Annotated in this window: 6 protein-coding genes; 5 read left to right on the top strand and 1 reads right to left on the bottom strand. The window is 55.2% G+C overall.

Annotation, left to right across the window (positions count from 1 at the left end; all coding sequences use genetic code 11):
* Positions 1-64: 64 nt before the first annotated feature.
* Positions 65-967, bottom strand: coding sequence for a LysR family transcriptional regulator (locus tag F1379_RS25590; RefSeq protein WP_150275308.1), 903 nt, complete (start codon positions 965-967; stop codon positions 65-67).
* Between the two features lie 165 nt (positions 968-1,132).
* On the opposite strand from F1379_RS25590, the gene F1379_RS25595 reads away from it, so the two are divergent.
* The 5 genes from F1379_RS25595 (at position 1,133) to F1379_RS25615 (ending at position 5,693) form a co-directional block, all read left to right on the top strand.
* A complete protein-coding gene (locus F1379_RS25595; protein ID WP_150275309.1) occupies positions 1,133-1,870 on the top strand; it encodes an SDR family NAD(P)-dependent oxidoreductase in 738 nt (245 codons plus the stop codon).
* Positions 1,871-1,977: 107 nt separating this feature from the next.
* Complete coding sequence (locus tag F1379_RS25600) at positions 1,978-3,108, top strand: glycoside hydrolase family 88 protein (protein ID WP_150275310.1); 1,131 nt, start codon at positions 1,978-1,980, stop codon at positions 3,106-3,108.
* Positions 3,109-3,270: 162 nt separating this feature from the next.
* The gene (locus F1379_RS25605; protein ID WP_150275311.1) at positions 3,271-4,125 is read left to right on the top strand and encodes a helix-turn-helix transcriptional regulator; all 855 of its coding nucleotides are present in this window, start codon (positions 3,271-3,273) and stop codon (positions 4,123-4,125) included.
* Between the two features lie 64 nt (positions 4,126-4,189).
* Entirely contained in the window at positions 4,190-5,197 is a 1,008-nt protein-coding gene (gene gluQRS, locus F1379_RS25610; protein ID WP_275262658.1) for a tRNA glutamyl-Q(34) synthetase GluQRS, read from the top strand.
* 85 nt (positions 5,198-5,282) lie between these two features.
* Positions 5,283-5,693 (top strand): GNAT family N-acetyltransferase, encoded by a 411-nt coding sequence (locus tag F1379_RS25615; RefSeq protein WP_150275312.1) that lies wholly within the window; start codon positions 5,283-5,285, stop codon positions 5,691-5,693.
* Positions 5,694-6,000 lie beyond the last annotated feature (307 nt).

Below are 6,000 nucleotides of genomic sequence, written 5' to 3' on the forward strand. Positions count from 1 at the left end.
CACTCCTACTCTATGTCTTCTTCCTGAACCATTATATCTATTGGCAAGAACAGATGTAAATCCTTCATTGTAACTCCTTACCGGGCTGTGCCAGCCTGCTTTTTAAATAATCCAGACATTTATGTGCTGCAGGCGGAAACGGATACGCCGCTTCCCGGCCCAGAACTCCGCTGGTCATGCCGATCAGGGTACCGCTGAGCGCTCTGACTTCGACTCTGCTGATGCCGTCCCGTTCCGCCATAATTCTGGGAACCAGCGCAATGCCGAGTCCGCTCTCCACATAATATTTCAAGGCAGTCATACTGCCGATCTCCATGGTATCCAGCTGTATATTCCCCGTTTCCTGCAGCACCATCTCCAGCTTCCGCCGATACGGGCAGCCCGCCGCTGTAATCAGCAGCCGGTCGGCCGTCAAATCCCCGGCAGTGATTACCTCCCTCCCGGCAAGCGGATGATCGCTGGGCAAGAGAGCAATGAACTCTTCTTGAAACCAAGGCTCGAAGAATAACTCCGATTGAAGGCCAGGTGATGTGCACACGGCAAAATCCAGCCTGCCGGCTGCCACAGAATCGGCCAACGCAGCAGTGCTTGCGATCTCCAGTGAAACGCGAATACCCGGATTTTCGCTCAAAAAAGCCTTAAGCATAGCAGGCAGACGATAACTTGCTGTCGGCTCTGTGACTCCGATTCGCACATGGCCGGATTCGCCCGTTGCGAGATTCTTCAGATTGTTCTCCAGCTGCTCCATGTTCTTAAGCATGGGCAAGCTTTGTTCATACAATAGCCTTCCGGCTTCCGTAAGGCCAAGTTCCTTGCCGCGGGTGAGCAATGCTGTGCCTAGTTCGGCTTCAAGCTTCTGGATCTGCATGGTAACCGTGGATTGGGCATAGTTGAGCTCATCCGCTGCGCGGACAAAGCTGCCATGCTTCACGATTAGCTGAAAGGTCTTTAACGCCTTAACATCCAAGAAAACCACACCTTCTTAATTGTCGTCAGTACAGTATATTTAATTCATTATTGTTGAATTTGATATTCATATAATTCAATTATACAAAAGCCACTAACCTTCTTACAATAAATACAGAATCACTTTAAAGACAAGAGATCAACTTTATCTAAGGAGTGGCTGAACATGAAGCTAAACAATAAAGTGGCACTGGTAACCGGCGGAGGTACGGGAATCGGCAGAGCCGTCAGTCTGGAGCTGGCCCGGCGGGGGGCAGCCGTCGTTGTAAACTACTCCCGTTCACAAGCCGAAGCCGAAGAAACGGCGCAGCTCATTATGAACAGCGGAGGGCGGGCCCTTGCCCTGCAAGCCGATGTGAGTAAAGAAAGCGAGGTGCAGTCTCTGGTTAACGCAGCCGTCCGGCATTTCGGAACAGTGGATCTGCTGGTGAACAATGCCGGCACGACAGCCCATATTCCGCTGCCTGATCTAGATGCGGTTACAGCGGATATATGGGACACTTTGTTTGCAGTCAATGTGAAAGGGATGTTTCATTGCGCCAGAGCCGCAGCACCTTATATGAAGCGCGGAGCTGGCGCCATTGTCAATCTGGGGAGCATTGCCGGACTTACCGGGGCGGGCTCTTCTCTTCCCTATGCCGTGTCGAAGGCAGCGGTCCACGGGTTGACCAAATCGCTGGCCAAAGCGCTTGCCCCCGGAATCAGAGTCAACTGCATTATTCCGGGAGCCGTGGCTACCCGGTGGTGGTCCGGCAGAGAAGCTCAGATGCATAGCCTGGCGCCGAATCTGCCGCTGGAGCGGATCTCCACACCTGAGGATATTGCCGAAATCATTTGTGCGGTGTTAGAGCAGGAAGCAATGACCGGTCAGCTCGTCACCGTGGACAGCGGGCAGACGCTATAATAGCAAAACCGCAATTCTCCGATATCTTTGCACAACAAAGCGATGTTCCGGCTGATTTATAATAGGCATGAGAACAACACAGAGATAGAAAAAGGAGAATGTGACCTATGGATTGGCAAACAGCAATTGAACGGGCACTTAATACAGTAAGACTGGACATCAAACGCTTCGGCAACAGCTTTCCGCTTGTCAGCGAAGGCGGCGGCAGCTATATACTCACGAATCATTCCAGCTGGACGGAAGGCTTCTGGTCCGGCATGCTATGGCTGGGCTATGAATACAGCAAGGACGCTGAACTGCACGCGGCGGCTGTCCGGAGCGTCAGCTCCCTTAAAGCGCGAATGGAAGCGGGACAGGATCTTGATCACCATGACATCGGCTTTCTCTACTCGCTTTCCGCCAAGGCGGGCTGGATCGTCGACCGGGATGAAGACTCCCGCGTCCTGGCGCTGCAGGCCGCCGATGTCCTGATGAAGCGCTGGCGGTCTGCTCCACAGCTGTTCCAGGCCTGGGGCCCGGAAGGCGATGCCGACAACGGCGGGCGCATCATCATAGATTGCCTGCTCAATCTCCCCCTGCTCTATTGGGCTACGGAACAGACCGGAGATGCCCGCTACGCGGAATGTGCCCGTATCCATGCCGAGAAGAGCCGCCGCTTCCTGGTCCGCGGAGACGACTCCTCGTTCCATACCTTCTACTTCGACCAGACCACGGGAGATTCGCTGCGCGGCGGTACCCATCAGGGGTTCCGCGACGGCTCAACCTGGACGCGCGGCCAGGCCTGGGGGATTTACGGCTTTGCCTTGGCTTACCGCTACTTCAAGGACCCGGCTTATTTGGAGACTTCCCGGCGTCTCGCCCGTTATTTCGTGGAGCATCTGCCGGAGGATCATGTAGCCTACTGGGATTTCGACGCTCCGCAGGTGCCCGGCACACCGCGCGACAGCTCGGCTTCGGCCATCGCTGTCTGCGGGATTCTTGAACTGCTGGAGCATCTGCCTGAAGGTGATGCAGACCGTGAATTCTTCAGCCGTTCCGTTGAGCTGACCATGGATTCGCTGCTCAGCAGCTATTTCACCGCCGGAAGCGAAACCGAGGAAGGCTTGATGCGGCACGGTTCTTATTCCGTCCGCGGGAATTCCGCGCCCGACGATTTCGTCATCTGGGGCGATTATTTCTTCCTGGAAGCTCTGCTGCGCCTGCAGCAAGGCATACCCGGATATTGGTACGAACGCTGATCCCGTTTGCGCATCCGCAGACATACCGGCTTTGCAGGCAGCCCCGTCCCGGGAGCTGCCTTTTCCGCCGCTTAAAGAACGCCGGCGCCGTAGGCTTTGAATTTTACGGCATCAGTCTTTATACTTAATTTCAGTATAGTCACAAGGGAGCGTTGGAAGCAGATGCATGATCGTGCGCCCATGCCGTATGAACCCGGCTCGCTAATGTATGTGCATAAGCAGGAGGACGAAGAATCCCACTATTACCATGCACACCGGGGAATCGAGATTCTGTACATCTATAAGGGCCAAGGGGATATTATGGTGGAGGATCAGACCTATCCGATCCGTGATCAGACTCTGGTGTGGTTTCAGCCTTATCAGCTGCACCGGGTAACGGTCCCCTCCGCCCCGAGCCGCTCGTATATCCGCAGCAACCTGACCTTTGATCCTGGCTTCATGGAGCGTTATCTGGCCGGGTTTCCTGTCCTTGCGGGATTCTTCCGCAAAATGTGGAAAGGCACCCTGACGAGTCAGATCTTCTATTCCCTGCATCATCTTGAGCTGGACGGATTATTCGAAGAATTACATCTGGCGGCAGAGAGCCAGGCTACAGGCAAGGACGAAAGCCTGGGACTCCTGATGCTGCGCTTAATCCGCTTGATCCAGCAGCAGAACGCCGGAGTGCCGGCAATGGAGGGCGGTCCGGCGTCTCGCTCGGAAACCCATGCCGAGCGGATCAACGACTGGCTGGATGAACACTATAAAGAAACGTTCAGCCTGGAAGATTTGGCAGCCTACCTGCATCTGTCGCCTTATCATATCTCGCATTTGTATAAAGACAGCACCGGGATGACCCTTACGGAGTATCTGATCCGGCGGCGGGTCAGAGAAGCCTGCAATCTGCTGGCCAATACCGGCCTGTCCGTTCAGGAAATCGCGGCGGAGGTAGGCGGACTCTCCCCTTCATATTTCAGCCAGATGTTCCGAAAGGCGAAGGGCATGTCGCCCGAGCAATATAAGAAGAGCATCCGTTGAGTCCTCCCTTAGCTTCTCTGTCCCGCACCACATTCACAAGCTGCATAGAAATGGAGGCTTCTACTTGAATCCTGTACCCGACAATAACCCGGCTGTGAAAAAAGTCCGCGGACGCTTCGCCCCATCCCCCTCCGGTTATATGCATATCGGCAACGCGCTTGCCGCCCTGCTTGCCTGGCTGCAGATCCGCAGGCAGTCCGGCAGTCTTGTGCTGCGCATCGAGGATATTGATTCCGCCCGCTGCCGGCCGGAATTCACCCTGGCGGTCATGGATGACCTGCGCTGGCTCGGTCTGGATTGGGACGAGGGGCCGGATGTCGGCGGCCCGTTCGGCCCCTATGTACAGAGCGAACGCCAGGAGCTCTACCGGGAAGCGCTGGAACAGCTGTCTGCAGGCGGACAGCTCTATCCCTGCTATTGCAGCCGCCAGGACATTCTGGCGGCAGCGGCTGCGCCGCATGGCCTGGCGTCGGAGGGCCCGGTGTATCCGGGAACCTGCCGGAGCCTCTCCGCCGCAGAAGCAGCGGAGCGTTCCAGCCGCAAGACGCCCTCGCTGCGGTTCGGTGTGCCGGACCGGGAGGTCCGGTTCACGGACGGGGTCGCAGGCGTCCGCTCGGTCAATGCCGCAGACGGCGGCGACTTTATCGTCCGGCGGGCTGACGGGATCTTCTCCTATCAGCTGGCCGTCGTCGTGGACGATGGGCTGATGGGCATTACCCATGTGCTGCGCGGAGCCGACCTGCTGGATTCCACGCCGCGGCAGCTTCTGCTCTACGAAGCGCTGGGGTACGAACCGCCCAGCTTTGCCCATGTTCCGCTCATGATGGGACCCGACGGCCGACGGCTGGCGAAGCGGCACGGCGGGATTACCCTGGCTGAGCTTAGAGCGGCCGGGGCTGCGCCTGCCGATATCACCGGCTGGCTGGCCTGGATCGCGGGCTTGCTGCCTGAGCCTGAACCCTTGCCTGCGGCCGCGCTTATTCCCCTGTTCGATCTTACCGCCATACATACAGATAACATCGTCGTTACTGCCGGGATGCTCTCCAGGCTCCATCCATCGCTGGGCCAATAAGTTGAACTACCTACACGATCGCCTGCGGCGCATGGCAGGTCCCTGCTGCAAAGGTTCAATAATAGGTTCATTATAAGGAGGAGCTATGAGCGTAAACTATGAAACAACAAAAGATATCCCCTGCGAGCAGCTGCATCAATTATTTATCGCTGTGGGCTGGTCCGATGGAACAGAAACCGCAAATATGATTAATAATTTCAATCTGCCATTTCTTAATTCTACGGTAGTTGTCACGGCGTGGGCAGATAATAACCTGGTTGGATGTGTGAGGGTCCTCAGTGACCAAATGTTCAGGTCCGTTATCTATGATCTGGCTGTTGCCCCGGCCTTTCAAAACCAAGGGATCGGGAAAGAATTAGTCAGAAGATGTACCGGATATTACCCGGATTCAGAGTGGCTGGTGGGAACCACACCAAAACTGGCCGGATATTATGAGGGAATGGGCTTTAAGACTGTCGAAGAAGTCTACCTGAGCATACCTTCCAAATGGTTCTAAGTTGGTTCTAAGTTGGTTCTAAGTTGATCGGCAGCAAACTATACAAGAAGGCGGGACTGCGAAGGGGAGCTGGAAACGGCGGAGCGTCAACAAGCCTCAGGTGCGATTCAACCGATCCCTGCAAATAGATCGATTTTCGCACACTAATCTCGGCTTTATTACGGATAGAAGCCATCTAATTGGATTTTCGCCACTTAATTAGGGCATTATTGCAGTAATTTTGCAAACAACCTGACATTAATGGAAATCCAAAAAATTGCACAAAAAAAGAGATTCCTTTATCGTAGAAGTTGTTACGACACCCACG

It is taken from the genome of Paenibacillus tepidiphilus, assembly GCF_008635795.1.
GTDB classification, from domain to species: Bacteria; Bacillota; Bacilli; order Paenibacillales; family Paenibacillaceae; genus Paenibacillus_AQ; species Paenibacillus_AQ tepidiphilus.

Coding starts and splice junctions, on each gene's coding strand:
- F1379_RS25595 (WP_150275309.1), top strand. CDS start 1,133: ATGAAGCTAAACAATAAAGTGGCACTGGTAACCGGCGGAGGTACGGGA.
- F1379_RS25600 (WP_150275310.1), top strand. CDS start 1,978: ATGGATTGGCAAACAGCAATTGAACGGGCACTTAATACAGTAAGACTG.
- F1379_RS25605 (WP_150275311.1), top strand. CDS start 3,271: ATGCATGATCGTGCGCCCATGCCGTATGAACCCGGCTCGCTAATGTAT.
- F1379_RS25615 (WP_150275312.1), top strand. CDS start 5,283: ATGAGCGTAAACTATGAAACAACAAAAGATATCCCCTGCGAGCAGCTG.